Source organism: Actinosynnema sp. NPDC091369, from assembly GCF_044757065.1.
In the GTDB taxonomy this organism is placed as follows: Bacteria; Actinomycetota; Actinomycetes; order Mycobacteriales; family Pseudonocardiaceae; genus Actinosynnema.
Genome location: NZ_JBIVUG010000035.1, coordinates 1 through 2,751, shown reverse-complemented (window position 1 = coordinate 2,751; position 2,751 = coordinate 1). Strand labels below are relative to the sequence as shown.

Genomic DNA, 2,751 nt, shown 5'->3' with positions numbered 1-2,751 from the left:
CCACAACCACCTCCCGCACTCGACATGCGGGACCAGCCTGGCCGATCAGGCCACAGGACCGATTACCGGGTCAACCCTCCGAGACACGCCACTAGTCGGGACGAAGATCAGGTACGGCAGTCGTAACGCCACGCCTCACGATCATGCCCTGGAGGTTCAGCGAGCACGAACGTCGCAGCTCAGCATGCCAGGGTCGAGTTCTGCCACCTCACAGGGTGCCGTCGACCGCGTGATCGGAAGGCTGGGCGGCTGGGCCGTCATCGCCCATTGACGGTTCGCCGACCGGTGGCGCACCCAATTGCCGGAATGGGCCGAGCTGCCTGGGCTGCAACGCCGCCATCGCGACCGCAGGAATGTCCTGGGGCCGCGCCTTGGCTGTCAGAGCCAGCAACGACTGGTGCCTGTACCGCGCCACATGAACCTTGGCCACAGCGGTGGCAATCGCGGTGATACCCGCGCCTGCGACGGGAATGATCCACTCGACCACGACCCGAGGTGCCTTTCGCGTCTGGCTGGTCGAGCTGTGGGCGTGCCTCAGCTCGACCAGCAAATGCTGGTGAACCAAGGTCCGCCCTCGGTAGTGTGTCTCCGCTTGGCGAGACCTGAGGAGCTTCGCGTCACGGGCGCAAGGGTGGATCTTGAACTGCTACCCGTCGTTTTGCGGCCGACGGACCGATCCTCCTTCCACGGTTAAGTGTCATCTGTCGCGCTGCCTGAGAACCCAACTCAGACCTACCGGATCTGACGGTCTACAAAGGGAACGCTTCACCAGCGCCATTGGCTGGCGATGGAACATAGGCGGATCTTACCATGCACCGCTTCCTGAGCGCTGCTGTGCAGCCGAAAGGATCGGTTGCCTACATGGCGGCGTAGCGGACGCGCGGTGCCTGAAATTAGCCGCGGTCACGGACCGGTAACTTTGCGATCTTGGTGAACGCTGTTTAGGAGCGAAATCAGGAGCGGCCCGCTCCAGATCTTTGACCAACGCCAAATGGGGTCGTCCCGAACGGGTGAATCCGGCCAACCGACGCCAAACATCACCCGTTGGCGTGAACCGGCGTCAACCTGCGCCGAGCGCTCCGAGCCGGCCCTGACCTGCCGGTACCGGTGACTGCGCGGCGTGAACCGACGCATCCTGGCGCGAATCTCGGACTGTCGCTGCGCTTCGGGGACGGGGTGCTGGCGCGGCCACGTGACGTCACCTATGGATTGCCGACTGTGGGACGCCGTGACCGGACCTTCGCTCGCGCAGGTAAGACACAGCAGGACAAGCGCGGCAATCGGCCGGGCCAGGGGCCGCCCCCGCTCGCGCGAGGAAGACAGGCGCGCCTTCGGCGACGACGCCGCTCGAGCAGGACCACCCCGCTCGCGCGGGAAGACTTCGATCCGGATTTGGTACGTGGGCTGGGGCTGGGACCACCCCCGCTCGGGCGAGGAAGACGCGTACGCGTCGCGCTGAGGCTTCGCCACCAGGGAATCACCCAGCTGGCGCGGGAAGACATCGCACCACACGACGCCCGCCGCTACGTCCCGGGACCACCCTCGCGCGCGCGGGGAAGACGTCCGACGGCGCGGGCGGGCGGCACGGCATCCCGGACCCCCGCTCGCGCGGGGAAGGCGACCCGGGCCACGTGTCCGGGTGGACGCTGCGGGGACCACCCCCGCTCGCGCGGGGAAGATACGGCCTTGCCGCCGTCGGCCGGCGCGAGCGGCGGACCACCCCCGCTCGCGCGGGGAAGATGCAACCGAGAACGGCGGCATCAACGCCGACATGGGACCACCCCCGCTCGCGCGCGAGGAAGATTCACGCGCACCGACCGCTCGGTGTGCAACGAGTGGACCACCCCCGCTCGCGCGGGGAAGATTGCTCCCGGTCGGCCTGGCCGAGCCGGTTCCAGGGACCACCCCCGCTCGCGCGGGGAAGATGGTTCGCTCACCAACAAGAGCGCCAGCGCCACAGGACCACCCCCGCTCGCGCGGGGAAGATCGCATGGGCGACACGGCGGGCATGATCGACGTGGGACCACCCCCGCTCGCGCGGGGAAGATCAGGACCGGCGCGACGCGATCACGGCCATGGCCGGACCACCCCCGCTCGCGCGGGGAAGATCTCCGCGGTGAGCGGCAGTGGCACACCGGCTTCGGACCACCCCCGCTCGCGCGGGGAAGATGTACTGCAGCTGACTGTCCTCGTTCACCACCGCGGACCACCCCCGCTCGCGCGGGGAAGATTTTCGGTTTCCACGTGGGGGTGTCTTCCCGCCGCGGACCACCCCGCTCGCGCGGGGAAGATGGTCCAGGCGCTGGGCTCGTCGGCTCCGGAGGAGGACCACCCCCGCTCGCGCGGGGAAGATCTGCGCCCCGACTACTTCCTGTGCGGCTCCATGGGACCACCCCCGCTCGCGCGGGGAAGATACTTCCTGACCAGGCACGTTACGGAGCCCGAGTCGATTCTGGCATCGGTTTGCTCGGGAAGCGCATGGACGACCAGGTAGCTCAGAAGTGAGCATTACTCGCGTCAGGGCTCGCGGTGGTCTTGGTGGGCGGTTCCGGACGCGTTGTCCGGCGGTGAGGGATGGTTGCCGGGTCGTGCTGGAGTCAGCGTTTGCCGTAGCGGCGTCGGCGGGCTGCTGTGCTCCAGTTCTTGCCGCCGGTGCGGGGTCTGTCAAACGAGCGGTGTAACTCGGGTTGAAGAGGGCTACTTGCGTCCGGCGGCCAGGCGGCCGTCGAAGGCGATCTCGAAGGCGTTCAG

At 68.0% G+C, this 2,751-nt stretch carries 1 protein-coding gene and 1 CRISPR repeat array; the gene reads right to left on the bottom strand.

The window, feature by feature from the left end:
• Positions 1-208: 208 nt before the first annotated feature.
• Positions 209-487 (bottom strand): hypothetical protein, encoded by a 279-nt coding sequence (locus ACIQMJ_RS40850; protein WP_499766391.1) that lies wholly within the window; start codon positions 485-487, stop codon positions 209-211.
• Positions 488-1,836: 1,349 nt separating this feature from the next.
• A CRISPR array of direct repeats spans positions 1,837-2,414; the repeat unit is 28 nt; unit sequence GGACCACCCCCGCTCGCGCGGGGAAGAT.
• Between the last annotated feature and the right edge of the window lie 337 nt (positions 2,415-2,751).